The organism is Bacillus methanolicus MGA3 (assembly GCF_000724485.1).
GTDB classification, from domain to species: domain Bacteria; phylum Bacillota; class Bacilli; order Bacillales; family Cytobacillaceae; genus Bacillus_Z; species Bacillus_Z methanolicus_A.
On record NZ_CP007740.1, the window covers coordinates 30,261 to 56,086 of the forward strand.

Below are 25,826 nucleotides of genomic sequence, written 5' to 3' on the forward strand. Positions count from 1 at the left end.
ATCGGCATGATTATCGTTCAAGTACTCTACAAAACAATTATCTTTTTTTTTAATTTGTGCCCTTTGATGTACAGCAATGAAAAATCAGTATACAACAGGCTTTGTGTGAGTGTATATACTCCCTTATCTTGCAGCAAAAAATCTTCACCCTTCGGAAGCAGATTTTTTTGACAATGGGATAGTTCTGGATTAAAGAAAGAGTAATAACTAAGGATAAAGCATAAACCCAAGGTTTGGCACTCCCATGCCTTTTAATAAGCAAATAGTTTGGACTAAACTAGTTTTAGCTGACTTAATACGTTTTACCAAAGTTGAAGACGATGAGGGTGCTAGAGCAATTGCTAATACGATTGCTTCGAACTCTTTACATCAAGATTCGTATAGATGAAAATCCATTTCGGCGTATCATATATTCAGCCTTGCAAACATGAGCATCGGAAAAACAAGAGCTGATATTATGGCAACATTAGCACTGGAAAACGTGATTTTTGGAGCGTATCGGCCGTTGCTTATCTATCGGCGTTTATTCTTTACGTTAAAGAAAAGTACAAAGAAAAAGTGAATATGCGCCATATTGTTGAAATGGTGGCAAATAAATACCCTAGAGTACTTGCGACTTGCCGAGGACTTGGTATGACGATGATGACAATCATCCAAGACATCGGACAGCTAGAAGATAAAAGACGATATGGTCCGGTAATGGCTCGTTCGATTATCAACTGATACCCAGGTTTTTGCGAACTAAAGATACCAAAACGGCGAAATATTTTAGTGAGCTTGCCGGAGAAACAAACAGTGAAGCACAAGCAAAAAAGTGCTTCGTATGGACGGAAAGACGGCTCTAAAAGCATTTCAGAACAATATGTGAAACGATAAGGTGGATGCGGTACACCTAAAACGACAGATATCTTATTTTAGAAGTTTGGTTTTGTTTCTTGATAATAAAGAAATTTCCATAATATAAAAGTCTCCAGTCTTGCTGAAGGTTAATTTTTGGGGAAGTTCTCAACGAATAAGCCGTTGAACGTAAGGGGGGTTCTGTACTCTGATTGAACATTTTGGATATTACTTTTAGAAAGGATTACTACTTTATTCCATTAAAGGGCAATATCGATAAGACCATCCCTTCTCCAATTTTAAACGAACGACTTTAATTTTCAGATCTACTGAATATGAGTTAAAGGTTTGTTCTTTTTTAGTCCATAAAAAATCCCCTCCCAGGTAGACTCCTAAGAACATCATATCAAATGTCCTCTTTTTTTACTGTCTACTTGTAGGGGATAATACCAGGGACCCCTGTTTTTTTACTTTTACCAAGTAAAGAATAAACGATCATAAACAGTTTCGTTCTCCATTATTTCACCTGCACGTTGTAAACGATTAATCATGCTTATTCCACAGTTGACGTATGTGCCTCTTTCAAACAAACTTTCAGGCGGTTTTACACTTATATCCTCAGCACCACTTTTTTTCTTCCCGTTAATAGATAACATTACTTTAACTCCACGTTGCTTACACTCGTATATTTTTTGCCATAGATCCTCAATTTTAAATTCTTGCGCTCCGTAAAGGATTCCTTGACTATGCGTGTACGGTGGATCGCAATAAATTAAATCTCCTTCTTTAGCCATATCCATAACAGTTCTAAAGTCTTCATTTAAAAAGATTACATCTTCTTTGACAAGTTCATGCCAAATTCTTACTCTTCGTTCAAACTCTTCTGGCGGAATAGGAGTGTGTGGTCCAACTGGAGTACTCATGTATCCGTCTTTCTTACGGAAACGGACAATACCTGAGTAACAGGTTCTTGTTAGAACTGCAAAATCAAGAGCATTAAAGTCCTTATTAAACCTTTCCCTAATTTTTAGATAATTATTTTTTTTATCTTCGTTGTAATTCTCTATACACTTTCTATAATGATTAATTAAAGTATCAGGATCATTCTTTACATAATTAAATATTTTAATTAGAAACGGTAAAATATCGGATCCAACAGCCTTTTCGAATCTTTTAAACAGGGAATTATTATGACTGCAAAGTGTTCCTAATACTGCTCCACTACCCAAAAAAGGTTCATAATATGTATTTATTTTTTCAGGCATATAGGAAACAATCTCTTCGGCAAAACGATGTTTATTTCCAACCCATTTTAGTAATTGTGGAACTTCTGTTTTTAACACTGGCATGTTTATCACCTCAAATTCTTATGCAAATTATACCATAAATATTGTTGAATGTCACTTAAAGTCTGTAGACGTATAGACTACAAAATAGTAAATTTTGTATTGAATTACCAAATCAAAAAGAGTTGATAAGAACATGATAAATGAGATTGAAATAAAGAAGAACTTCGGACAGACATTAAAAAAAATTAGAACTAAAAAAGGGTTTAGTCAAGAGGATTTAGCAGATTTATCGGGATTACACAGAACATATATCAGCGAGGTTGAGCGAGGGGATAGAAATATTTCACTTATAAACATACATAAGATTTGTGCTGCACTAAACATACCTGCATCGACATTTTTTAGGAAAATGGAAGAGGAAAATTAATAATGCAAGCAAACAGTAAATATATAAACAAAAGTTCGGCATTTTGGGCTTATGTGAAACTCCTTTCAGAAAAGTTGGGATATTCAAAAGATGGAAAAGTAATTTATTACTTGGAGCAACAGGCTAGAGCAAAACTAAAAGAGTTAGGTATAAATGTAAAAGAAGATATTTTTCAAGATGTATTAAAGTATCTAAAATACAGAGCCGATTTACTTAACAAGCAGAAGGACTATCTAATGGATGTAAAAGAAGCAAGAAAATATTTCCAAATCGCCTTTAAAGATCATCAACAAAACCACTATACTTGCAAACTTCCGTTAAACAAGCAGAGGAATGAAAAGAAGGATTATGCTTTTTTTACATGCATTATTAATATTATTGCAGAAAAGGAACTAAGGCATTTTGCAAACAATAACGGTTTAGTTTATGGAAAAGACATTTATTTTGATGATAACCCTATGAATCTATCATATGTATTAAACGTAAATAAAGAATTGGAAGGTATAATGTCCCGACGATTTGATGGTGCTTTTCCAAGTACGATCAATCCAATTTTAATTTGGGAAATAAAAGAGTATTATTACACAACTACTTTTGGAAGCCGAATTGCTGATGGGGTTTATGAAACTCAGTTAGATGGCTATGAAATAAAAACAATCAGGGAAGAAACACTAAAAAACATTCAACATATATACTTTATCGATGATTATAATACTTGGTGGAATATGGGTAAGTCTTATCTTTGCCGAATTATTGACATGTTACATATGGGCTTAGTAGATGAGGTAATTATGGGTAAAGAAGTATTTGAAAGATGGCCTCAAATTTTAAGATCAGTACTTAATCAATACTATAAAAAATGAGCAGGGTGCACATATCCCTGTCAAGTAGACAATTAAAAAAGAGTATATTATTAAGCTGCGGTCTATTCTTGATATTCAAGCGGGGAAAGGTCGTAGATGAATGGGATCAATCCAAGGAATTACCGGAAGTAAGTTTAACCAGTTATCTACAGTTATCATGTCTAAACATTTTAATGAAAATAACAGCTAAATACCACCTTTTATGGGTGGTGTTTTTTATTCAACATAATATCAACTATGTTGTATTTTATCGATGGGAATGGTATTCTTTAGATCATAAATTCAACATAGTTTATTAAAAGAGTCTAAAAAATAAATTCAACATAGTTTATTAAAGGATTCGAAAAAATGATTGATGAATTCAAAAAGCTTCAAATGCTTAAATGATTTACGTTATTACACTAACGGGCGCTATCCTCTAATCTGACCAGCAACGGTTCCAAAACGTTCGTTTACGATGTGGAAAACCGTCTAATTAAAGTGAAGGATCCTGCAGGAACTTCCCTCGCTAAGTTTACCTATGGTCATTAAAGGGGCTAGTGGATCATTACAGAATAATTTAAAATCGAGATGATAAAACAACTTTAGGAGATACTAAAATGTGGTTAAAAGTGCTTCTAGCGATACTAGCATTACTGGGTTATATTCTTATGTGGTTTGCTGTGTTTGGAAAGAAGAAGGATATTGACAATATGTATACGGGTGTTTCTTCTAGCCTAGTTGAACTGATATTTGATCTTACTTATAAATACTCCCTAACTTTAGTAAAAAGAATACTGATATTCCTTTTAGGATTATTTACCGCATTTATCTTTACAATGGGAGTAATTTTTTCATAAATGTGTTGTTATCGGCGATTCTGACGCAACAAAATTTTATTTTATGAACTATTTCCTTACTCGATTCGTTCTAGGGGTGTTAGTTTGTGATATTGCGTAAATGAGTAGTTGCTTTGTCTATTGTGGAATGGATTATTAGAAGATTATTTGGAGGTGTGGATATGAGCATTGGCCAAGAGTACTTAAAGGTTGTGAGGGAACGATTTTTGGAAATGAAAAACACGGCGGAAAAGGCAATGGAACAGTTGCCCGAAGAAGAACTTTTTTACAGTTTAAATGAAGAATCAAATAGTATCGCGATTATTGTCAAACACATGAGCGGCAATATGGTTTCACGATGGACCGACTTTTTTACTTCAGACGGTGAAAAACCGTATAGAAATCGTGATGACGAATTTATCAATGATATGAATAGCAGGGAAGAACTCATCGCTTGCTGGGAAAAAGGCTGGGGAACGTTTTTGAAGACTTTCTATGAAATTACTGAAAATGACCTTTTAAAAACTGTAACCATCCGAAATGAACCACATTCTGTCATTCAAGCCATTGAACGGCAAATGTACCATTACTCTTACCATGTTGGACAGATTGTCTATATCGCCAAGCAAATTAGATCAACGGATTGGAAAACGTTAACGATACCGAGGAGGAAGTAAGTTAAAGGGGGTAATTGGGAAATAAATTTAAATAGCCTCCATTGGCACAATTTTTAAACGTAAGCTAGCTCAGAAAAATCTGTATATTTATGAAAGCGGAGTTTAACTAACTCTCAGTTGCACGTTTATATTGAGAGATTGCTAAAAAATGAGGTATTTTGATTGCTATTTTTGTTAATTGTCGGACTATCTTATATATTAGCTGCTATTGGTGTACTTTTGATATTATATGGTGTATTAACTAAAGCGATAAGATCTGGCACGAAGCATATTGAAGAACAACTAAAGTTAAAACAAGTTCCATTTTCACTTGTAAGTTACTCCCTTTGTTTAACTAACAAGCAGGGCGAACACCGTTCTCCCCACCACCTAAATCTTTTTATATATCTCTGCGTAAGCTACTTTCAACTGTTCCCGTAATTGCTTGTTTTCGTCTTCTAATTTTTTGATTTTTCGTTTCAGCGATTTAATGAGAGCGTCTTTATTGTTCTCATTCATTTCTCGCTTTACTTGTTTTGGTGTAGGGGCTTGTGCTTGTTGTTGACGAAAAGTTTAATTTGATTTGAGATGGTAATACACAATGACAAGAATGGTCAAGGAAAGATGGGTTTAGTTCTATTTTTAATCGTTTTATTTTAGTGGGTTTGTTTGTAATGTGGATAGCTATTTTTGGTACTAAGAGAAAGAAGTTAAATAGTTTAGTTCTGGAATATCAGCAGATTTTTCTGATTTTTCTTAATGATCATTTAGCAGTCCAGTTTTCTTGATTAGGGGAGTAGGTTTATGATAAAAAAAATAGTAAAGCCATGTATGCACGAACAATGAATAATTTATTCCCGTTGCTTTTATGCGTTGTGGTCCTTTCAATTCATTGGTGAATATTTTGCGATTTTGCCTGCTGATTTAACTAATGTTTTTCCGTTTTGCACCCATAAGTGAATACTTGGATAATTACCTCTATTGGTTTAGATGGCTTGAATCCGAGAAGAATTTGGTATTAGAAAAACTTGGAATTTGATAAACGTGTAGAGCAAATGGTTTAAAATCGAAATCGCCAATAATTAGTAACAATAATCATTATTACAACATAAACACCAATAATGTATTTATATATTTGTTCAGCAACTCCACCGAAAATCAGAACTATCAAAGGCATTAAAAGAACTAAAACCCCTAATATTATTGCAAGTAATCCCGTTCTTTTAGCATACTTTTCTTTATCTCCATAAAATGTCTTATCGCTATAGCCTATGATTAGGGGCAGCATCTTTTTAACCCCAATTAGATAACCTAAATAAATGATGAATATTCCAACAACTATTGTAGCAATTGTACTCATAGTTCCCATAATAAAACCACTTCCATCTTGTAATTTCTGATTAATGTACAGATCCGATAGTTAATAGTTTCAATTTTTTGTATATATTATAGCGCGATTTTTTTATAACAAAAAACAACAAGTTTACGAAAACAGCCTTTATCTTTTATTAAATTAAAGCACCTTTATTTGAAGATGATTCACCGAAAAAACATTTACCAATTATCTAGCTTTTAAAAAATAGTATAGGAACCAAACTGCGTGATTTTGCTCATCTGCTGCTGCTCTGCGAAATACTTCTTTAATGTATTGATTAGTCGTTTCATCTGCAATTTCTAAGTAAAAATCAACTGTTCGTTGCTCATCTTGTAAAGCAAGCTCCAATCCATTTAAATAAACATCATGACATTCTTCGGTGATTTTGGGTTGAGGTTGATTCCCAGTTAGACTGACATAAATCTGTCTAAATTGTTGAAAATGCCTTTTTTCATCCTGACGAATTTCAAGGATTTGTTTCCGTTGATTCTCGTTTGAAGTCAAATTAGCTAACTTGGCATAACAATTTATTGCACTATATTCTCCATTAATTGCCTTTTCTATGTCACTAACCAATTTATCATTTTGTCTGTACGTTAAATTGTAATTATTCAAACTGTAGTTATTTAAATAATAATACATATGAGAACCTCCCAGTTTTTTACTCGTAGTATAATACGGGTAATTAATGTACTGGGTGCATACCGTTTAGAATGTTTTTTGGAAAAAGTCACAAAATGATATAAATCTTCTCATGGGAGATTAAGTTATTGAGTAATCTAGGAGGATTTTAGATGGAACGAGTAAAATCCTGTATTAAAGTAATTTCACTTTTAATTGCTATTGTGATAGTATGGTTTTTCCTGTTTGGTATACGACTAATCGGTTATTTTTTATCCATAAGTGAAAGAGGACTTCGAGCAACGGAATGTGGTACGCAGGGCTGTAGTGATTTTGTATTTCTTTGGAATACAGCTTGGACATTCACATTTCTTATTGTTATTCCGCTTATTATCCCATCAGTTCTTGTAATTTACTGGAGTTTAAAGAATAACAAAAGAAGTTCTTGAACAAACAGGGGTACGCTAGTTAAATAAGACATACAAAAAGAACAAAAAATTAGTTCTTTTCTTTTTAGAAAATATCAACATTAATGTTTAAGAGAGCTAAATAAAATAAGCCCCTCTCACTCGAAGAGGGGCTTATTCCTTACTTTAAAAAACGAATTCTTATCTTTCGCAAGCGATTCCATCATTGTCCCGATCTTTAGATGAGTTAGCGTTATAAAGTTCTAAGGAAACAAATGGTTTGTATTTAGTTTTTCCACCTATGTTTTTCACTTTAGAAGACTTAGCCACACCACCCTTGTAGACCTTGTTCATGGTTTTACAGTTGCTGAACCTTACAATTTTCGTCTTTGCTTCTGCAAAGTTAGTATAGCTGTAAGATAAACAAGAATTAATCCAAAAGATAGCAAAATAGCAAATACCTTTCCTTCAATTTACCTATACATTCCTAAATGGTGTTTCTTTGCATAACTCATGGCTGCCCGTATCCGGTTTTCATACCTATATGTGCCGTAATCATAGAAATCTTCAACTAAACCAGCTTTGGTTATATCCTCTTGAAGAAGTTTCCCATCAACCCAAACCCAAGCTAAAAGACGATTATATTTGTCGTATTTGTCTTTACCGTCTAACTCTAAAGTGATTTTCTTTGCTTTCTTTAATCGTGAGCAGGTGTAGTTATTTTCCTCTTTTCCGTATCTTTCCTTTTTCGTCGTGTATTCAGGTGTGTCGATAAACAAGAAACGTGTCTTTGTTACTTTACCGTTGATCTTGAAGTTAGCGGTATCACCGTCTACACAACTGGAGAATGTCGCAGTATATTTAGTGTTCAAAGGTTTTGGTGCTGGTTTCGGCGCTGACTTCGGAGCAGTGCCGGTTGGCAGATTGAAGCCACCTTCAAGATAGATCTTGTTAACAGTTAAAGAATTTTTGCATGAATTACTACTATACTTTTTGATCAAGGCAAGAAGTTGAGTTTTAGTTTTTGCTGTCTCATGAAGTAGCGAATCAGGCGGGGCATTCCAATATTCACACGACGCTCTTATATACAAATCCGACAAAAGATGAACTTATTCAAAAAATGAATTATTTGTAGGAGGAAAACGTATTAGTTTCATAAACTCCATTTTATAAGCTAGGCAGAGAATGTGAAAGAACGTTGATAAATTAATATATATAATAGGAAGAAACACGTCAAAAAAAGTGCATCTGCCAACGAGCAGATGCTTTTTAATAAAAAGGGGAATACATTATAAGCTTTACCAGTTTGACAGATTTATATAAATATATTTTTTTAAAAGCTTTAGCATTGAAATTTGAAGTGAATGTGGGGGAGTGTATACGGGTCTCTCCTAGCCTATGTTTACGAAAGGAGTACGGGTTCGAATCGCGTCAGAAGCACCTAAATGTATATTTGATTTATTACACAATATGAAATCGTTCACGACAAAAAATCAATGAAGACACCGAAAAGATGTTAGTTGATGAAGTGGATATAAAAGAGAAATTATCCCGTTGGTTGAAGAAACTGGATTGATTTTGTAAGGGTTGGTAAGTTAATGCCTCAAACATTTGAAAAAATTTTGAATCCAAGCATAATTTTTCCCAAAGACATCTGCAACAATCTTATATAGGAATTAGACTCACTTGAAACTCTACCTATACTAAGTATAAAAATATTTCTATTTTATGGATAGAAGGCATGAATATAGAGCGACTTAGAGCCGTAAATTATAATTGAAGTGAATACAGGGAGAGGAAAATATGGCAATAAGACCACCGGTGTTGCAAAGAGGAGACACGATTGGTTTGGTTACACTTGGCAGCCCTCTTGATGCTAATATTATTAATACCCGAGTACAAACTTTGATAGATATGGGCTTTAATATAGTTTTGGGCAGGCACGTTTATTCTTATGAGGGCATCGTAGCTGCATCGGCTCAACAAAGAGCCGAAGATGTAATGAACATGTTCAAAGATCCGAAAGTCAAAATGATACTACCAACACGAGGAGGGACAGGGGTTCAAACCATTCTTCCTTATCTAGATTATGAAGTCATAAGAGAAAACCCTAAAATTATATCTGGTTATAGTGACTTAACAGTGCTACTAAATAGTTTGTATCAATTTAGTAATTTAATAACGTTTCACAGCCTGATGCTTATTGATTTTAGATTAGACACACTTGCTTATAATTTTAATCAATTCTTTGAAGCAACCTCTACACTCCTAGGACTATCCAGAATCCACCGGATAAACCTCTGATGAGTTTAGTACCAGACAATGTAACGGGTCCAATAGTAGGTGGAAATATGACTTCGTTAGTCAATACCCTTGGTACTCCATTTGAAATTGATACACAAGGAAAAATACTTTTTTTAGAAGAAATCAATTCACCTACTACAACAATTTTTCGGTATCTAACTCAGCTATTAATGTCAGGTAAATTCCAAGATTGTCTTGGTATTATCATGGGAGAATGTACAAATTGCCTTGTATCTTATGGTACAACTTATGAAGAGTTAATTAATGAATGGTTAGTCCCCTTAGGAAAACCCCTGATGGTCAACCTTGCTACAGGGCATAATTTTTATAAAGCTTCTATTCCAATAGGTGCTACTGTTAATCTCAATACGATAGATAATACATTAACTGTACTTGAACCAACCGTTTCTTTTTGATATGGAATATTTTGTTTAAAGAAATCTGATTTACATCTGATCCTAGCTAGTCAATTTTGTCGACAAGTAAGAACTCCTGCCGACTGGTAGGAGATCTTTTTGTTTTTTTCCACAAAAAATAACCCTTCCATACAGAAAGGGCATTGCCAAAAATATAAATAAGGGGGCCCCTAATATATACCATATTGTGTTTATATTTAGCAACGTATCACCAAATATCTTTATCCGGGTTAAAAATGAGTAAAGTTTATATTATTTCTACAATGTTGATATTTTCAAAAAGAAAAAACTACTCCTAAATGTACAAACCTCCAAGAATACTTGGAGGCTTTATCTTCTACTAAAAGATTATGCTAAATCCCTTGCTTGTATTTTTGATTTAAAAAACCATTTCATCATTGGGGGAGTGATAATCGTAGTAACCAATATCACAATAACAATGACAGCAAACATATCTTGAGTTAGAAGTTTAGATTCTAAACCAATTGTTGCAATAATTAATGCTACTTCTCCCCTGGACACCATTGCTGAACCTATTCCTAATGAGCTATTCCAATTGAATCCAGCCAATTTGGCCCCAATTGATGCACCAATTAATTTTGTTAGTATAGCTATAATACTTAATAAAACAATTAGACCTAAATTTTGAGTAAGACCTGAAAATTGGGCAGTGACACCAATAGAAGTAAAGAATACAGGAACAAAGATAGAATAACTAATCGTTTCAATCTTCTCAAATACCTCATTTTTGAAGTTTGTTACACTGATAACCAGACCTGCTATATATGCTCCGATTATGGCAGCGACACCTGTGTATTCTGCTAAATATGCATAAACAAAACAAATAATTAGAGCAGACGAAATAACAGTTTCTGTTACTTTTAATGATGAAAACTTTTTCAAGAACCAAGGAACTACTTTCCAACCAACAAGAATGGCTGTTGCGAAAAATAATACTTTCTTTAAAATAACCGTGGTTAAATTAACATTTCCCCCGGCAAAACTCATTAAAAATGCCAATGCGATAATGACAACGACATCATCAATGACTGCAGCTCCCAGGATAGTGGTTCCTTCACGAGTTTTTATTTGATTCATTTCTTTCAGTGCTTGTACAGATATACTGACACTGTTAGCGGATAGTAGTAATCCCAAAAACCAAGACTGTATTGTTGTAAGGTTAAGTATTATTCCTGCAAAATGTCCTAAAACAAGAGGAACTATAATACCACCTAAACCTACAAAGGTAGAAGCTTTTCCGGTTCGTTTAAATTCGTCAACATCGGTTTCTAATCCAGCAATAAACATAAGCAAGATAACACCGATTTGACTAAATTCTGCTAGAGTTTCCGTTTCTGTTATTAATTTCAAAACCGATGGTCCAAGAATAATCCCGATCAGGAGTTTGCCTAGAACCGAAGGTTGCCCTAACCTAAGGCTTAGACTGCCAGCAATTTTCGATGCAATTAAAATAATAGCTAACTGAAGTATTATCACCTAAAAATACCCACCCTTCATTAATTATGTTTTGCTTCAAATTTAATAAATAAAAAAGAGCCTGTCACCAATGGACATAGTTATCCCTCAGTGACAGACTCCTCCTAAAATTCTTTGTATTAATAATGGTATTTAGTATATCATACTTTAGGTGCCATGAATAGGCCGACTCCATGCCCCAAAAATAGGAGAAGGAAAGCCATGATAAATCACTCCATCCGTGCCGGTAATAATAATAGGCATAAGATCACAATTTTCTAAAGATTTTTTATATTTTTGGTGATAAGAAATTACATGAGTTTGTCTTTTTAGTTTTTAGGTGATTTAATGAAAAGGCGATTTTACTATACGGTTTGACCATTAAATGCAATAAAGGAGTAACTACTTGGAATATTAATCATTAGTTGAAGGAATATGGAGATGTCTAATCTTTGCTTTATTAAACAATATAGAGCGTTGGTTTAAGGGGAGATTGTATATAACTCCCTTTTTTAATGCAGTCACCAGGCTTCTTCAGAAGCCTAATGGTAATAAGTTGATGAAGATTTACAATGAAAACTGACCTACCTTTCTTATTGAAAATTGATCCACCTTTCTTTTAAACATAATTTCTCTCATGTTACATGGGGGGGAGTTTTGGAGGATGATTTCGATCGAGAAATGGACAACTATTCGTACTTTGAAGGAGGAAGGCTGTTCAATCTGTGCTTAAGTTGAAAAATCCTCATTTGATCATATAAAGATTTCATCTCTTCGGGAGAGAAAGGTAATTTTTCAATCACTTTATCGAGATTAATTATGTCATCAACGTTTATAGCTAAATGATTATTTACTAAGTTTTATAACAAAATAAACAATTACCGTCATGATGCCTTTGATTTTTCTTCAAAATAAATAAAAATGTTTGTAATCAACTTAGAAATCAATGCTGTTATGACATAAGCTGAGAGGATATGAAAATAATAATTTGTTCCTTTGCCCAATTGCAACAGTCCTAATGCAGCAATTGCTGGTTTTATAACAAATGCAAAAACCAGACAAAGTCCAAAAATGTATAAGTAATAATTTCGCTTATGATTTAGAGTCCATTGGTAAACCAACATGTATGCAACCGGTATTAATGAAACATCGATAACCATACCTGTTTGAAAAAATGGAAAAATTTTGTAAGGATAAAACCACAAACCATTGGAAACTCCAAAGGCATCGATATAATTAATCCATACATGTACATTAAAACCATAGAAGCCTAATAACAATGCTTTTCTTTTGTCTAGAAAAATATAAAGCACGATTAAAGGGATGACTAAGATACCGAGGTTTACCCAAAATTGCCAATGTTCAAAGCTAGAATATTGTTTCCAATAATCTAACCATGCATTTGTTTGTTCGAATTGTATTTGTTTTAAATGTTCAATTTTGACTTTTTGTTCAATATTCATGACAAACTCCTTTATTAATAATGGTAATCATAGTTTTCCATTTAATGTATTATTTATTATTATTTTAAGAAAATTTTTTAAGGGATAATGCAGAGTTTTTAAGCAAACTTAAATCTAAAAAACTATTTTATTTACTAAAGATGGGTAGTATTAGAAATGTAAATATTTTACGAAAAGATCGAAAAGGTAAAGAAATAATTACTTTAGCAACATTTGACGGTAAAAGATAAAAAGTTGAAAGTAGGGTAAAATCGCTATAAAAGACTACGTATGTATACTATTTTTTGTCACTATCATTTTGGTCCTTGGGGAATTGATTTTCATGAATAGGTTGGGTATAACAACTCATGATTGTTTTTTGTTAGTTAAAAAACCCAATAAACTATCTGTTTTTTTATATTTATTTCGTCTTTATATGCTCTAACCAGCGAATGAATTTTAAGTTTCCTAATAACGCAGCGTATAAAAAAGGATAAGAAACAGCAGACAACCATAAATTCCAATGATGATGATAAAGGTATCCCATTTTTAATGTTAGCCATTCGTAAAAGGTAGAAAATACAGACCAAACAATAATATAAAAAAACTTAATAATGAATGAACGATTAAAAGGATACCAATTGATAATCAGCATAGTTGCAGCAGGGTATATCCCCAAAACAATCAATAAAGTCTTTGCATCTAGAAAATAGGGATCAAAAAATCCATACATATCATATTTATAGGCAAAACAATCGGCTATCTCAGAACAAAATAACCCCCAAAAAATACTTGCATAATATTCAATTGGACGTAAATTTTTTTTCATCAAAAAAGCTGTCAAATTAAATACAACAATTGAAACATACAGAAACCACATAAAAGCCATCCAATCTTTGGAGATGATAAAAGAAATTTGTTTTATACAGTTTCTCCTCATCCCTCATCCATTATTCTCCCTCATAAAGAAAGGAGAATAATCAGCATCTTGCTTTAGCACAGCCAATAGCTTACTTTTCTGCCCGAGACGCCCAACGGCAATAGAACGCAGCAGTGTCGATTTTCCCCAGCCGTCCCCCCAATAAAAACAGTGATCTTACCTCTTGGGATTTCAAGGTCAAGTTCATTAATAACAATGGTTTCTCCATATAAATTTTTTCATTTTATTCATAAATATTCCAGAATCGGTAACAATATGTTTAATGCCGAAAAGATGGTGATGAAAAATGAAAAAATGGTTTAAAAACAATCGCAACAAAGAAGACTTTGAAAAAAAGGATGAGCAAAAGGTCTTCCCAAAATCTTATGACTATAAAAAGACTTTTTACTACAATCAAAAAAACAACATTCGCTTTTCTTTAACGTTCATATCTACATTAATTGATCAAAACGTTCTTCACCAGACTGTTCTCCCGCATCTGCAGTAGAATGAATTCACGACTCTGGATGATATAAAAAAATTATTCCAATTTCAGATATGGAAATATCCGACGATCCGTCAATCATCGAACAAAAGCTTTTTAACGGTTATGTTAACGATTGAAACGGATGAAAAGCGTTTTGCCTTTATCACTGCTCAAAAACTAATCGTCCGCAGCATTACAGCTCCCGAAGTTGAGTTTAGTGTCATCGGCCCAAAGGAAGCATTTGTTGAATCCATTGACCAAAACCTTAATTTAATTTGCAAAAGAGTACCTGTAAAAGAACTTGTGATTGAGTCTCTTTCCGTCGGCAACATTTCAAAAACGAAAGTCGCCATCCTTTATATTGACGGAATTGCAGATCGGGAAAACGTAGATTTTGCCGTTTGTTGAAAGATTAGAATATATAGGGATTGCTCTTGATTATTCTGCCGAATATTTGTTTGGCGATTTGGATTTCAAGCAGGTTAATAAAACGAATAGTCCATCTCAAACAAAAGATCAGCGTGCTTCTTATCGGAATCCTTTGTTTAATCATCTCTGTTACTTTTCAGACGAGAGAAGAAATTAAGCTACTTGATGACTATATCTCAAAGGCGGGTTTTTGGTTTACATATGTATATATTCCCCTTCTGTTTACATCCGTCTTAATTACAAAGAAGGTGAAAGGCAAATGAGAATAAAGCACAATTTATGTTTTATGCTTTGTATTCTTTTTTTATCAGGCTGTCTTAATAAACAAGTCGTTGATGATGTCAGTTTTAAACTAGCAAGCGGTTATGATTATGTAAATGAGAAGGAAATGCGCGGGACATTCCTAGTGCCTGAATTTTTGCCCGATAAAACGATTAAAAATGTTACCTATTCTGCAGTTTCCCTTGGACCATTTGAAATAAGTAAAGAGATACAGAAGCAAGTGTCAGACCCGATTGTCCGAGGAAGCCTTGAAGTAATCCTTGTTGGAAATGAGCTCGCCAAAAAAGGGATCAGAAATATTCTCGATTCATATGAAAGAGATGCAAGTATTGGGGGAACACTTATTTTAGGGGTAACGGAAGGGGATGCGAAAGATGTTCTTGAAGGAGAATACGGGAACAGAGGAAATGCAGTTTATCTGTCCCGCCTTTTTGAACACAACATGGATCACCAAGATTTGCCTGAATCCAATTTAAAGATTTTCTTATCGGATTATTATCAAAAAGGCAAAGACGGTTACTTGCCTCTTATAAAAAAAAGTAATAAAAAAAAGGTCGAAATTAACGGACTCTGCTTATTCAAAGAAGACAAAGTAGTCGATGAGCTTTCCGTTGATAAATTATTTTTCTTTAAATTAATGACCGATCAATATAATGAAGGTACCACTCATGTTGCAGTTAACGGCAATAAAGCTTCGATAGAAATCATTTCATCAAAGTATAAGATGAAATTAATCGGAAGAAATCCATATAAAATCGAACTAAATATAAAATTAAAAGGTGAAATAACGGATTATACCGGAAATCAATTAACCAGGAAAATAAAGGATAACATTGAAAAAACGATGGAAAAAAACATAAACGAACAATGTTCAAAGTTAATTTCCAGGTTCCAAGAAAAAAATATTGATCCAATCGGATTTGGCGCTTTTGTCAAAAGCAGGACAAGAAACTTTGATTTTTCAAAATGGGAAGATGAATATCAAAACCTGACAGTCGATGTAAATACAAAAGTCATTCTTACTGAAGAAGGAGTCATTGAATAAAGTAAACTTCTCTGAGTTTGATGTTTTACTTCCCGTTTATTAAAAGAAGCGAAGGGCTTTCCCTTCGCTTTTCTTATACTGTCGTTGAAAACATGTACTTTTTGTGATAACGGATTGAAAAATATTAACCCGATCGCAAGTATGTTACCCATTAATGAGCTTCTCCGTAGCTGATAAACGGCAGCGGTATTCCGGTAATCGGCAAAAGTCCGATTGTCATCCCAATGTTTTGGAAGACGTGAAACGTAATCATGCTTATAACTCCTACACACATATATGTGTAAAAGTTGTTTTTCGTTTCCATTCCGATTTTCGTTAAGGATAATGATAATTTTTTTGGTCATTCCACCAATGCATTAGAGGGTTATTTCAGACTATATCAGAAAATTTCTTCCTTGTTTCTCCATTATAAAAAAGGCAGGGGCAATCCCTGCCTTAAAAACACGTAAGTTGAATTAAAGGTCTACAACACCTCTTTGTTGAAATATAAAATGCAATACAACGAACGGAGAGGAATATCGACTGATTCACGTTACAACGACATACAAACGATGCTTGAATCGATGAAGAAGATCAAAGATAAACAAATGTATGAGGTATCGGCCTCTTTTTCTTTTTAGGGATTTTACGTTTACCTCAACACTCGTCTATTCTTTTTTCTCCATTGTGCATATTTTGTACAAGAGATTATTTAATCTTCGCATTTCCAGATCCGTATACCGCCCATATTGCATATAGTCACCTCTTCAGAAGCGTATGTTATTACATACGCTTTTCGGCTTTTTAAAGTAGAACTTTTTTGGGAAAACCAATTAATTCTCTTACTCATTAAGATATTTGTCCATACTGCTGTTTATTGTTTACATAACATAAATATAAGATTGCAATAGGTGGTGAACTAATATGTGTGGTTGCGGATGTGGTAGAGGTTACGATGGTTACGGCTACGGTGGTTACGGTGGTGGCTTTAACTTTGCGTTAATCGTCGTGTTGTTCATTCTATTGATCATTATAGGATGTTCTTGCTTTAGCGGATTTGGCGGCTACTAAATTGTACAGGACAAGTTGGGTAAGTAAATCTGTCCTTTTGTCATATAGATTTTTGAAATGAAAGGAGGTACATTAAATGCCGTTTTTTGGTTTTGGTCGAAGAGACTTGTTTTTTCGTGACGACTTTAGAAGAAGACGCTTCTAATTAAGCAAATGATTTAAACAGTGTTTCCATGGGCCTATGGGCCTTTTTTATAGAGAAAGATCATCTGCTGTGAAATAAAAAAAATCCACATAATTCTTTGCAAATGGTTTATTGCAAGAAACTAAGAGGATTGCCGCAGCAGCCCCCATCTTAAAAAACAAATGAATAAAACAAAAAAAGAGCCGACCAAAAGGTCACATAAAGTGATTTTTTGGTCTCTTCCCTTTTTTTTAGGGATTTTACGTTTACCTCAGCATTCGTCTATTCTTTTTTCTCTATTGTGCATATTTTGTACAAGAGATTATTTAATCTTCGCGTTTCCAGATCCGTATACCTCCCATATTGCATATAGTCACCTCTTCAGAAGCGTATGTTATTACATACGCTTTTCGGCTTTTTAAAGTAGAACTCTTGGGTGAACCCAGGAATTATCTTACTCATATAGATATCAGTCCATACTGTTGTTTATTATTTACATAACATAAAAATAAGGTTGCAAAAGGAGGTGAACGAATATGGGTTTTTGTGGTTTCGGATGTGGTAGAGGTTACGGTGGTTATGGCTACGGCGGTTATGGCTACGGCGGTTTCGGTGGTGGCTTTGCGTTAATCATCGTGTTGTTCATTCTATTGATCATTATAGGCTGTTCTTGCTTTGGCGGCTATTAATGAAAAAGGAGCCCGAATGTTGCTGTTTTGGGCTTCTAACATAAAATGATCATGATTTGTGAAATGGAGGTGTAATTATGGGTGAAAGATATGGAGGTAATGCATTTGCGTTTATAGTGGTTATTTTCGTACTACTCATCATTGTAGGCTGTTCTTGCTTTGGCGGATTTGGCTACTACTAAATATATAATTCTCACTAATTCATATTAAAAAGAAAAAGGCAAGATGAGTTATTAAGTGGTTTAAATCAATTAATAGTACGTTTTAAGAGTGGAAAGAGGTTTCTCCTTACAAGAGATTGGAGTTTAAATCTAGGACAGTTTCGAAGTGTCCTAGACTTATTTTTTACATTTTTATCTATTGGAAATTTACACCCATTTATTATTGTAATAAACTTACAAAAAATAACGCCCTACATTAGGCGTTATTTTTTCTTCTTCTTCTTAAGTGGCAGTCCATATTTGTTTGCATTATCAATCATTTTCTTAGCCAATGCGGCAGCCTCTTGTTTCTTCATCTGTTTTTCTCCTTCTCCGGTTCTTTTTTTATCCATTTTCACCAGGATTGAAAAAAAATATACATGCTCCCCCATCCTCCCCCATATACATGTAGTAAACCAGGGACAAAAAGACAGTGTCCTAAAGCTAATTTCGGATTTTGGAGGGAAACGATGAAAAAAGAGAAGGAGAGACGTACCCGATCAGATAAAAAACGAGATGTGAAACCGACCATCACCATTCAACTCAAAGAATGCATTTATAGATTGTCTTATATTACAAATACGCCGGTTAAAGATGTGGCCGAGACCATTTGTGAAGCCGGGCTTGTCTCAAGGAAAGTGATGGATTATTTATCGCAGCATTTCCGAAGACCTGTCCGATTGAAGAATACTTTATACATGGGAGACCTGGACCGCTCTTCTTTACAAAAGCGATCTTCAGCTGGCCAGTGTGAGCGTATTACAATACGCTTACCTCAAGGAACTTATGAGAATTTAACCGCCCTTGCTTATGCGCTTGATGTTACACCTTCTCGTGCAACCGCATTACTTTTGGATGCAAGTATCCGGAATTCGGATTTCATTAATGAGTATGTTCGTGACTATCTGAAACAGCATCTTGATGATGGCCGTATGAGAGAACTAAAAAAAGTAATGAAATTCATTAATACAAATAATCCTTATGAGGAAGAGATTTCATGGAGTGCGTTGCTTTCTTTTCTTTTTGACGAGTTAAAGATTGGGGCGAGCAATATATCAGAATCTATTCAGGATTGGTTAGATAAGTGGAATAGGAAGGAAAGATAACAATACCTTTATTGATATCCGTTAGCTAAAACAACCCCAAAAAGGCGATTGTATCAAAGCTGCTTAATGCTACAGTACTCTTCGTTCCATCAGCTGCTATGCACCGGACGGAATGATCAATTTTGTAAGCGCTTGAATAAAATTAGAAGAATTTTTCATTTTTCTATCTTTATTTTTTAAAAAATTGTTTTTGGTACATCGTGATTAGTTGGTCTAATCTCTGGCTGCAATAAAGGGTATCATAGCTATTCAAGCTGGTTGCTTCAGAGATCTTGATCAATTCTTTTTTAAGCTGATTAATTCTTTCTTCTAATTCGTTGGTTGAAGTACTAATCATCATACAAATTCCCCTAATCATCATCCATTATCTTTTAACCATTTAGTGTAATAAAATCGTTCATTGTAATATTATGCAAAAAATCTGAAATATTTGGAATACTTGTCACAAAATTTTCTATAAAAAATACAAAAAAAAGTATAAAAATATTTTTCTTTGGGCGGCAGCATTACGAACTGCTCGGAAGGTATTTCGTTCCGTTCTAGCGCATTTCATAAACATGTTTTTTAGGAAGGAGATTATTCCTTCCTTTTTTATTGTCTTTTTAAGTTTCTAAATCTTTGGGGTCACCGCAAGGGTCTGCTAACGAGCTGTAAGCTCCTATTGTCGCTAACAGCTCGTTAGCATCTTGCTTCGGTCTAAAATCACCGATAACCATGGACCTACGGCTTTTGTTTCGCCTACATTTCGTTAGTTTCCTGTCGATTTCTTAACGCCCGATCGATGACGGGGAAAACCTTTCAAAGCTCATACAAGGAAGGAAAAAGGAAAATTCCCGGCTAACGCCAGGAATTAGGTTGATTGCTGTGCTCCTACGATTAAACTTTGCCCTTTGCCTTCCGAATCGTGAAACATCACAAAGCCGACTAACCTTCCAGCAGGTCGAGACTCCTAGGCTGCGCCCTCAACCTGCTGGAAGCTAAGTCGTCGAGCCAGGTCGTTCAAGGGGCAAAAAACTTTTTGCTTAAAAGCACTTCGTAACAGCAAAAACTTTTTGTGCTTATTCCCTTGACCGTCTGTCTATGCGTGTTTTTCGTTCTCCATGCCAAAGGGCGAAATTAATCCCCCTTTGGGGAACTAAATCGCTTCGGAAGGCAAGGAGAAAAATCAAAGGAGGAGTTATTTGATGCAACCGATTTTTGAAGTGCTTCGTATTAAGCAGGAAATCAGAGAAGTTTCAGCATCGTTTGTTGTTCATAAAATTTACAATCCAAAAAATGTGGCAGAATTAGCGACAGCATACATCGCAGATGAGGACAGAGAGGTTTTTCTTGTGATGATGCTCAATACAAAAAATGAAGTGGTTGGGCTTCACAGAGCGCATGTCGGAAGCTTAAACGCAAGTATTGTTCATCCACGCGAAGTGATGAAAGCGGCAATCCTTAACAACGCAGCTTCTATTATCGTCAGTCATCAGCACCCAAGTGGAGACACGACACCAAGCCGAGAAGATATAGAGGTTACAAAGCGACTTGCAGAAGCCGGAAAGATAATCGGAATAGAAGTTCTTGACCATGTAATTGTAAGCTATACCGGAAATTATGTCAGTATGAAAGAAAAAGGTTACTTGTAAGAACGGGCAAAGGGGGAAAGCCCCCCTTTGATCCACTTGACTGTAGGTAAGAACAAGACTGACTCATAAGTGTCCAGCTCTCTTCTGCAGCTACTAAATATTGTAGAAACATTGATCCTGTTTCTACAATACTTAGTAACTAAGGGTGTCTGACTCTTAGTTATGGTTAGCTGATTGTATCAGCTCTCATTGATGTCCCCCTTCTCTCACAACTTCCAGAACTACCAAGGGGGTGCTAGGTAACAAGTCTGGCAATGCTTTTGAATCACGCTGGAATCGATGTAGACAAAATGACACTAGCGAAGCAAATAAAGAAAAACTCAGTTGATTTACGGGACAATAATTTGAGGAAGTTATAAATATTTGTCAAAAGGTACCCCAGTTTGGGTTATTACCACAGCAAATCCCATTTGAAACAGTACAAATACGGCAGGTGTCAGTTACGAAACCTGTACAACGAACGGAACGACAAACACCTTACCTTGGTTCGACCGCCTTTCCTCGAACGCTTCTACCGCTTATTCAATTTCCCTGTTCTTTAGTTGTTAAACGATGAAGGGAACATTGTTCCTCTGTCTAACAGTTTAAATTCTTTATAAACCTCTGCGTAAGCTACTTTCAACTGTACTCGTAATTGCTTGTTTTCATTTTCTAAATTTTTGATTTTTCGTTTCAGCGATTCAATAAGTGCGTCTTTGTTGTCCTCGTTCATTTACGCTTTATTTGTTTTGCTGTAGGGGCTTAACATAAGGTTTCAATATGCTAACGAAGTTCAGGATGGTTATACAGTGTTGCTTTCGCTACACCTAAAGCTTTATATACAAATGGGTGTAATATCACTGACTTCAATGGCTACATCCGTATCGGTGTCAATTGCCATTTCCGATATCTACTTACATAAATACCGAGCCATCGTTAATTTCATCCCCAACCATGGCTACTTTTTCCGTCTGCTTATGAATTTCTAGTTTGTACTGAACAAGAAAAGCGATACCGTTTTAAAGTATCGCTACTCGTTACTTTAATAAGAGGGAGTTCCAGAAAAACGCGGATTTACAATACTAACGAATTTTTTCAAAAAACAGATTCCGGTACAATAAGGAGCTTTCGTAGGGAGACACTTTTTTACTATCGATTCCCGTAGTGTAAATTATATAAACAATAAAACAATTAGTTTATTATATCGTATTAAAAAGAGGTAATTAGTATAAGGATCGGGAGGTAATTTTGTTCATGAAGAAAACGCAATTAATACAAAAATTCAATAAACAGGCTGCGAAATATGCAAAAAAACGTAAAAAACAAGAGCAAAATAAATGGAGAAAGCAAATTTTCCAATCAGCTAAAGGAAAAACTCTAGAGGTGGCTGTTGGAGCCGGGATGAATTTCGCCTTCTATCCTAAAGACATTGAGTACATAGGTGTAGATTTCAGCCCTCAAATGATTGAACAAGCTAAAGAAGCAGCAAAAGAATATGGGATTAATGCTAAATTTATCATATCTGATGTGGAAAGTCTTAACTTCCCTGAGAATTCGTTTGATACAATTGTATCATCGGGTTCTTTATGTAGTTATGAAGATCCAGTACATGTTCTAAACCTTTTTAATCAATGGTGTAAGGAAGATGGCCGGATATTACTTATGGAGCATGGATTATTTTCCGTCCCTGCACTCGCTTGGATTCAAAAGAAACTTGATGTTTTTGTCGTTAAAGCTATTGGATGCCATCAAAATCGGGATATCTTAGATATAGTCAAGCAATCCAATTTGATAATTAACAAGCATGAACGTGCATTGTTGGGATATCTTTATTTAATCTGGGCAAATCCACAAAAGATACAATAGTACAATATAGGCATTTAGGCGCTAATTAGCGTCTTTTTTATTTAGGTAGTCTTAATATGAACAGAATAAAGTTTTTGCATATTTCTGTCCGTTAGCCACCCGTGCTGCATTTCGTGGCACTATAGATTATAAAAGAAATTCTGTTCTTCCATGGGAAGATAAACAAAAAAGAGATACACGTTACAACAGTTAAGGCATTGTAATACACTTCCGGCATCGATACAATCCGACCAAAGTAATATTATAATTTTTCCTCTAGTGATATGAGACTATAAAATATTAAAACAGTGAAATGTGGAGAAATTATGAACTCTTTAGATTTAACAAGAATTATTTGATAAGAATTATCTCCATGCTTTCTGCAAATTTAACTAATAATATAAAAACATCAAGTTTTAAGCTTAACAAAGGGTGTTACAATTATCATGATGGGAATTATATTTTTTTTAACTTTTATGATTGTTTTACTTTCTATTTTTCTTTTACAAAAATCAACCAATAAAAAATTGTATAAACTAGCATTAGGATACAACACAGCTTTTTCCTTACTATTTTTAACCTTGTTTTTTTATTATGCAAATTCCAAAAATATGGTAGATGTTATAAAAAATCTAGCGCAGAGAACAACGCATAAAGTCGAAGAGAGAAATCCTTCATCTGAACAGTCAAAAAAACCAGTCACGATTGTATCAGCTCTCATTGATGCCCCCCTTTTCTCACAACTTCCAGAACTACCAAGGGGGTGCGAGGTAACAAGTCTGGCAATGCTTTTGAACCACGCGGGAATCAATGTAGATAAAATGACACTAGCGAAGCAAATAAAGAAAAACCCGGTTCCTTATCGAATACATAATGGAAAAATATTTTATGGACATCCAAACGAAGGGTTTGTTGGTGACATGTATACAATAAAGAAACCGGGATATGGTGTCTATCATAAACCTATAAAAGAATTAGCCGAGATTTATTTGCCTAACCAAATCGTTGATTTAACAGGACAATCATTTGAAGAAATATATAAATATTTGTCTAAAGGTACTCCAGTATGGGTTATTACCAACACAACTTTTCGTGTACTCCCTCCGTCTGAATTTATGGAATGGCAGACCCCGCAAGGTCCTATAAAAATAACATACCGGGAGCATTCCGTGTTAATCACTGGATATGATGAGAAATATATTTATTTTAATGACCCATTGACAGGTACGAAAAATAAAAAAGCACCTAAGTCTGAATTTATTCAAGCTTGGATACAAATGGGCAAACAAGCTATTACCTATAACCGCAATTAACCGGTTATAGGTAGTGGCTTGTCTTTTTTATTTCAAAATGTAATTTGACTCCTATTAAAAATGTCAAACAATAATTTAATCTTCGAACTACTTCGTGTGAAAAAAAAATATAATTTTTCTCCATAAATTTTGCACATTTATTCTTTATGATGATATTAGAGTGATTCAGATTACATGTTTACGGAGGGATATATGCATGAAGAAATTATTGTTTGGAACCATCTTAGCAGGAGTCGTTGCTATCGGTGCGGCTTGCTCAAATAATACTTCGCATAGTTCCATGCAAGGACACGATATGTCAAATATGAATATGAAGGAGGAAAACACCGCCCAGGACTCCAGTAATCAACTTCCTTTGGCAACAAACACAGAAGTTTTATCCGGCAAAGAGATTAATCTCACTGCTAAGGAAGCATTATTACAAATAAATGATAAAGTAAAACTTCCGGTTTACACGTACAATGGATCTGTTCCCGGAGCGCAAATCCGTATTAAACAAGGGGACAGAGTAAAAATCAATTTGAAAAATGAATTACCAGAACCGACAACCATTCATTGGCACGGCTACCCTGTTCCAAATAGTCAAGATGGAGTTCCGGGTGTCACGATGAACGCTATTAAACCGGGTGAAACTTTTACTTATGAATTTACTGCAACCGTACCGGGAACGTATTGGTATCATTCCCATCAAGAAAGCGCGAAACAAGTAGACAAAGGATTATACGGTACATTAATCGTAGAGCCTAAGAATGAGGAAAAAGTAGATCGAGATTATACACTTGTGTTAGATGAGTGGATGAGTAATCCAGATGAAGGAAATATGGATATGAGTGGTATGGATCATAGTAATATGGGACACGGAAATAGCTCCGACGACAAACAAATGGATATGAGTAGCATGGGTCATGATATGAGTATGTATGATATTTTCACGATTAATGGGAAAAGTGGCTCCGCTGTAGAACCTTTAAAAGTGAAGAAAGGCGAAAAAGTACGACTTCGCCTTGTAAACGCAGGATACATGTCCCACAAACTCCACCTGCATGGTAATGAGTTTAAAATTGTCGCAACAGACGGGCAACCGTTAAAAGATCCGCAACCAATCAAAAATGAACTTTTAAATATTGCTCCAGGTGAACGTTATGATATTGAATTTATCGCGAATAATCCGGGTGAATGGTTATTAGAATGTCATGGTGATATGAAAGGTACCGATGGCATGAAAGTGAAAATTCAATACGAAGGCGCAACAAACAATACGGACAAAGCAAATGCAAAAGAAGCCCTTCCTATCGTTGATATGACAAAATACGGAAAACATGAATTAGGTCAATTTACGTTAGACCAAAAATATGATGTAGAGTACACAATGGATTTAGGAACAGCCATGGGCAAAGATGGCATGGTTTACACGATTAATGATAAAACTTATCCTGAAACAGCACCTGTAAATGTTAAGAAAGGAGATTTAGTAAAAGTAAAATTAGTGAACAATTCACCGAAAGATTTACATCCTATGCATTTACACGGACACTTCTTCCAAGTATTAAGTAAAAATGGTAAGCCAATTAAAGGCTCCCCATTGATTAAGGATACCTTGAATTTAAAACCGGGTGAAGAATATGTCGTCGCATTTAAAGCTGATAATCCGGGAAATTGGATGTTCCACTGCCATGACTTGCACCATGCTTCAGCCGGAATGGTCACAGAAGTAAAATATAAAGATTACAAATCTAACTATACACCAAATCCTAATGATGCAACTAATAAAGGTGAATAACGGTATATCGAAGTAA

The 25,826-nt window shown here is 34.7% G+C and carries 24 protein-coding genes and 9 pseudogenes; 20 read left to right on the plus strand and 13 right to left on the minus strand.

Annotation, left to right across the window (positions count from 1 at the left end):
- Positions 1-462 precede the first annotated feature (462 nt).
- Positions 463-873, plus strand: a pseudogene (locus tag BMMGA3_RS18865) (type IV secretory system conjugative DNA transfer family protein); the annotation flags it as partial.
- A 437-nt stretch (positions 874-1,310) separates the two neighbouring features.
- Here the strand turns inward: BMMGA3_RS18865 and BMMGA3_RS16370 are convergent.
- Entirely contained in the window at positions 1,311-2,186 is an 876-nt protein-coding gene (locus tag BMMGA3_RS16370) for a DNA adenine methylase (RefSeq protein WP_003349865.1), read from the minus strand.
- A 133-nt stretch (positions 2,187-2,319) separates the two neighbouring features.
- On the opposite strand from BMMGA3_RS16370, the gene BMMGA3_RS16375 reads away from it, so the two are divergent.
- The 4 genes from BMMGA3_RS16375 to BMMGA3_RS16395 all read left to right on the plus strand — a co-directional run bounded on the left by BMMGA3_RS16375 (position 2,320) and on the right by BMMGA3_RS16395 (position 4,911).
- Positions 2,320-2,553, plus strand: a complete 234-nt coding sequence (locus BMMGA3_RS16375; protein ID WP_003349864.1) for a helix-turn-helix domain-containing protein — start codon at positions 2,320-2,322, stop codon at positions 2,551-2,553.
- Between the two features lie 2 nt (positions 2,554-2,555).
- Positions 2,556-3,416 (plus strand): DUF7687 domain-containing protein, encoded by an 861-nt coding sequence (locus BMMGA3_RS16385; protein ID WP_003349863.1) that lies wholly within the window; start codon positions 2,556-2,558, stop codon positions 3,414-3,416.
- A 599-nt stretch (positions 3,417-4,015) separates the two neighbouring features.
- A complete protein-coding gene (locus tag BMMGA3_RS16390) occupies positions 4,016-4,255 on the plus strand; it encodes a hypothetical protein (protein ID WP_003349862.1) in 240 nt (79 codons plus the stop codon).
- Between the two features lie 161 nt (positions 4,256-4,416).
- A complete protein-coding gene (locus BMMGA3_RS16395; RefSeq protein WP_003349860.1) occupies positions 4,417-4,911 on the plus strand; it encodes a DUF1572 domain-containing protein in 495 nt (164 codons plus the stop codon).
- A 369-nt stretch (positions 4,912-5,280) separates the two neighbouring features.
- Here the strand turns inward: BMMGA3_RS16395 and BMMGA3_RS18560 are convergent.
- The 3 genes and pseudogenes from BMMGA3_RS18560 to BMMGA3_RS16410 all read right to left on the minus strand — a co-directional run.
- Positions 5,281-5,463: pseudogene (locus BMMGA3_RS18560) on the minus strand (DUF6262 family protein); the annotation flags it as partial.
- A 487-nt stretch (positions 5,464-5,950) separates the two neighbouring features.
- Positions 5,951-6,259 carry a DUF3784 domain-containing protein gene (locus BMMGA3_RS16405; protein WP_003349857.1) on the minus strand — a complete coding sequence of 103 codons (309 nt, stop codon included), beginning with the start codon at positions 6,257-6,259 and terminating at the stop codon, positions 5,951-5,953.
- A 192-nt stretch (positions 6,260-6,451) separates the two neighbouring features.
- Positions 6,452-6,907 (minus strand): ferritin family protein, encoded by a 456-nt coding sequence (locus BMMGA3_RS16410; RefSeq protein ID WP_003349856.1) that lies wholly within the window; start codon positions 6,905-6,907, stop codon positions 6,452-6,454.
- A gap of 152 nt (positions 6,908-7,059) precedes the next feature.
- Between BMMGA3_RS16410 and BMMGA3_RS16415 the strand changes: the two genes are divergently transcribed.
- The gene (locus BMMGA3_RS16415) at positions 7,060-7,335 is read left to right on the plus strand and encodes a hypothetical protein (RefSeq protein ID WP_003349855.1); all 276 of its coding nucleotides are present in this window, start codon (positions 7,060-7,062) and stop codon (positions 7,333-7,335) included.
- Between the two features lie 159 nt (positions 7,336-7,494).
- Here BMMGA3_RS16415 and BMMGA3_RS17655 read toward each other — a convergent pair.
- Together BMMGA3_RS17655 and BMMGA3_RS18670 are read right to left on the minus strand one after the other, a co-directional pair.
- A pseudogene (locus BMMGA3_RS17655) lies at positions 7,495-7,766 on the minus strand (excalibur calcium-binding domain-containing protein).
- Positions 7,767-8,294: a thermonuclease family protein gene (locus BMMGA3_RS18670; RefSeq protein WP_318533220.1), complete on the minus strand. Its 528-nt coding sequence runs from the start codon at positions 8,292-8,294 to the stop codon at positions 7,767-7,769.
- Positions 8,295-8,326: 32 nt separating this feature from the next.
- On the opposite strand from BMMGA3_RS18670, the pseudogene BMMGA3_RS18615 reads away from it, so the two are divergent.
- Both BMMGA3_RS18615 and BMMGA3_RS16425 read left to right on the plus strand, forming a co-directional pair.
- Positions 8,327-8,428, plus strand: a pseudogene (locus tag BMMGA3_RS18615) (transposase); the annotation flags it as partial.
- Positions 8,429-9,096: 668 nt separating this feature from the next.
- Positions 9,097-10,013 (plus strand): annotated as a pseudogene (locus BMMGA3_RS16425) (S66 peptidase family protein).
- Positions 10,014-10,361: 348 nt separating this feature from the next.
- Here BMMGA3_RS16425 and BMMGA3_RS16430 read toward each other — a convergent pair.
- From BMMGA3_RS16430 to BMMGA3_RS18030, 4 genes and pseudogenes are all read right to left on the minus strand, one after another.
- Positions 10,362-11,510 carry a cation:proton antiporter gene (locus BMMGA3_RS16430; RefSeq protein WP_003349853.1) on the minus strand — a complete coding sequence of 383 codons (1,149 nt, stop codon included), beginning with the start codon at positions 11,508-11,510 and terminating at the stop codon, positions 10,362-10,364.
- A gap of 863 nt (positions 11,511-12,373) precedes the next feature.
- On the minus strand, positions 12,374-12,952 hold the full coding sequence (locus BMMGA3_RS16435) for a CBO0543 family protein (RefSeq protein ID WP_003349852.1): 579 nt from the start codon (positions 12,950-12,952) through the stop codon (positions 12,374-12,376).
- Between the two features lie 400 nt (positions 12,953-13,352).
- Positions 13,353-13,811, minus strand: coding sequence for a CBO0543 family protein (locus tag BMMGA3_RS16440; protein ID WP_050943052.1), 459 nt, complete (start codon positions 13,809-13,811; stop codon positions 13,353-13,355).
- 156 nt (positions 13,812-13,967) lie between these two features.
- Positions 13,968-14,068, minus strand: a pseudogene (locus BMMGA3_RS18030) (ATP-binding cassette domain-containing protein); the annotation flags it as partial.
- Positions 14,069-14,157: 89 nt separating this feature from the next.
- Here BMMGA3_RS18030 and BMMGA3_RS18570 point away from each other — a divergent pair.
- From BMMGA3_RS18570 to BMMGA3_RS16455, 3 genes are all read left to right on the plus strand, one after another.
- A complete protein-coding gene (locus BMMGA3_RS18570; protein WP_003349850.1) occupies positions 14,158-14,358 on the plus strand; it encodes a hypothetical protein in 201 nt (66 codons plus the stop codon).
- A 102-nt stretch (positions 14,359-14,460) separates the two neighbouring features.
- Entirely contained in the window at positions 14,461-14,745 is a 285-nt protein-coding gene (locus tag BMMGA3_RS18575; RefSeq protein ID WP_003349849.1) for a spore germination protein, read from the plus strand.
- A 280-nt stretch (positions 14,746-15,025) separates the two neighbouring features.
- A complete protein-coding gene (locus BMMGA3_RS16455) occupies positions 15,026-16,093 on the plus strand; it encodes a Ger(x)C family spore germination protein (protein WP_051744924.1) in 1,068 nt (355 codons plus the stop codon).
- A 73-nt stretch (positions 16,094-16,166) separates the two neighbouring features.
- Here BMMGA3_RS16455 and BMMGA3_RS17660 read toward each other — a convergent pair.
- A pseudogene (locus BMMGA3_RS17660) lies at positions 16,167-16,412 on the minus strand (FtsW/RodA/SpoVE family cell cycle protein); the annotation flags it as partial.
- Positions 16,413-16,996: 584 nt separating this feature from the next.
- Here BMMGA3_RS17660 and BMMGA3_RS17665 point away from each other — a divergent pair.
- The 4 genes from BMMGA3_RS17665 (at position 16,997) to BMMGA3_RS16465 (ending at position 19,262) form a co-directional block, all read left to right on the plus strand.
- Entirely contained in the window at positions 16,997-17,143 is a 147-nt protein-coding gene (locus BMMGA3_RS17665; RefSeq protein ID WP_081485724.1) for a YjcZ family sporulation protein, read from the plus strand.
- Positions 17,144-17,803: 660 nt separating this feature from the next.
- Positions 17,804-17,956: a sporulation protein YjcZ gene (gene yjcZ / locus BMMGA3_RS16460; RefSeq protein ID WP_003349844.1), complete on the plus strand. Its 153-nt coding sequence runs from the start codon at positions 17,804-17,806 to the stop codon at positions 17,954-17,956.
- Between the two features lie 77 nt (positions 17,957-18,033).
- Positions 18,034-18,138, plus strand: a complete 105-nt coding sequence (locus BMMGA3_RS17670; protein ID WP_155815657.1) for a YjcZ family sporulation protein — start codon at positions 18,034-18,036, stop codon at positions 18,136-18,138.
- Positions 18,139-18,626: 488 nt separating this feature from the next.
- A complete protein-coding gene (locus tag BMMGA3_RS16465; protein ID WP_003349842.1) occupies positions 18,627-19,262 on the plus strand; it encodes a hypothetical protein in 636 nt (211 codons plus the stop codon).
- Positions 19,263-19,431: 169 nt separating this feature from the next.
- Here the strand turns inward: BMMGA3_RS16465 and BMMGA3_RS16470 are convergent, their stop codons facing one another.
- Positions 19,432-19,602, minus strand: coding sequence for an aspartyl-phosphate phosphatase Spo0E family protein (locus BMMGA3_RS16470; RefSeq protein ID WP_237712893.1), 171 nt, complete (start codon positions 19,600-19,602; stop codon positions 19,432-19,434).
- Positions 19,603-20,446: 844 nt separating this feature from the next.
- On the opposite strand from BMMGA3_RS16470, the gene BMMGA3_RS16475 reads away from it, so the two are divergent.
- Both BMMGA3_RS16475 and BMMGA3_RS18580 read left to right on the plus strand, forming a co-directional pair.
- Positions 20,447-20,893: a JAB domain-containing protein gene (locus BMMGA3_RS16475; protein WP_003349941.1), complete on the plus strand. Its 447-nt coding sequence runs from the start codon at positions 20,447-20,449 to the stop codon at positions 20,891-20,893.
- Between the two features lie 170 nt (positions 20,894-21,063).
- Positions 21,064-21,237 (plus strand): annotated as a pseudogene (locus tag BMMGA3_RS18580) (C39 family peptidase); the annotation flags it as partial.
- Positions 21,238-21,431: 194 nt separating this feature from the next.
- Here the strand turns inward: BMMGA3_RS18580 and BMMGA3_RS18585 are convergent.
- Positions 21,432-21,700: pseudogene (locus BMMGA3_RS18585) on the minus strand (hypothetical protein); the annotation flags it as partial.
- A gap of 426 nt (positions 21,701-22,126) precedes the next feature.
- On the opposite strand from BMMGA3_RS18585, the gene BMMGA3_RS16480 reads away from it, so the two are divergent.
- The 3 genes from BMMGA3_RS16480 to BMMGA3_RS16490 all read left to right on the plus strand — a co-directional run bounded on the left by BMMGA3_RS16480 (position 22,127) and on the right by BMMGA3_RS16490 (position 25,810).
- Positions 22,127-22,738: a class I SAM-dependent methyltransferase gene (locus tag BMMGA3_RS16480; RefSeq protein ID WP_003349939.1), complete on the plus strand. Its 612-nt coding sequence runs from the start codon at positions 22,127-22,129 to the stop codon at positions 22,736-22,738.
- 425 nt (positions 22,739-23,163) lie between these two features.
- Positions 23,164-24,030: a C39 family peptidase gene (locus BMMGA3_RS16485; RefSeq protein ID WP_003349938.1), complete on the plus strand. Its 867-nt coding sequence runs from the start codon at positions 23,164-23,166 to the stop codon at positions 24,028-24,030.
- A gap of 196 nt (positions 24,031-24,226) precedes the next feature.
- Positions 24,227-25,810 carry a multicopper oxidase family protein gene (locus tag BMMGA3_RS16490; RefSeq protein ID WP_003349937.1) on the plus strand — a complete coding sequence of 528 codons (1,584 nt, stop codon included), beginning with the start codon at positions 24,227-24,229 and terminating at the stop codon, positions 25,808-25,810.
- Positions 25,811-25,826 lie beyond the last annotated feature (16 nt).